This window comes from Staphylococcus sp. EG-SA-18, assembly GCF_017151825.1.
Taxonomy (GTDB): domain Bacteria; phylum Bacillota; class Bacilli; order Staphylococcales; family Staphylococcaceae; genus Staphylococcus; species Staphylococcus aureus.
The window spans coordinates 1-689 of the sequence record NZ_JACYVY010000071.1; the positions used below are offsets into that span (position 1 = coordinate 1).

At 26.9% G+C, this 689-nt stretch carries 1 protein-coding gene; it reads right to left on the bottom strand.

What is annotated here, in order from left to right; translation table 11 throughout:
• Nucleotides 1-689, bottom strand: a 689-nt coding sequence (locus tag IDG66_RS12615) for a restriction endonuclease subunit S (RefSeq protein WP_206172207.1), incomplete at both ends; no start/stop codon positions are given.

Below are 689 nucleotides of genomic sequence, written 5' to 3' on the forward strand. Positions count from 1 at the left end.
CATTAAGAACCATAAAAATTTATTATCATTTTCAGCAAATGGTATTAATCTTTCAGTTCTTTGATTATAAATATATTGATTATCTTTATCTATAAATATACTTCTACCTATAATTTTCCCATCTTTTGTTTTATCATTTAATACCATTGCTAAGTCGCCTTTTGATAAAATATATTTTTCAGTTTTTTTATTTTTATTGACTCTTATATTTTGATCATTATAAGTGCTATTTATAGAATAACTTCCTATACTTATAACTTTATAATTACCGTCAAAATTAAATTCTGTTTCTAGAGCAGTGCCACCCTTATTCTCAAATATTTCTTGAATTGATTTTGATTTCCAATCTGGATAATCTTTACCTTCCTCATCTTTGAATCGCAATTCTTGCGAGAAGATTTTCTGCATATAGCCTTTTTTCTGTTGCTGAAGTAATTCAAGTTTTTGTTCTTCTAATTCAATTTGTCGGTCAAGTTTGCTGATGAATTCGCCTATTTTTTGCTGCTCTTCAAATATAGTTGGGGTGAAGATTTTTAAATTAGCAATTTCTTTGAAGTTTAGTCCTTCTCGACTACCTCCACTTTGTGCAAGGAAAATTTTCCTTTTACCTTTTCTTGATAATAGATACTGTCCAAAAAAATTATAATAATACTCTTTTTTCAATCTAATAATACATACATGTTGATTTA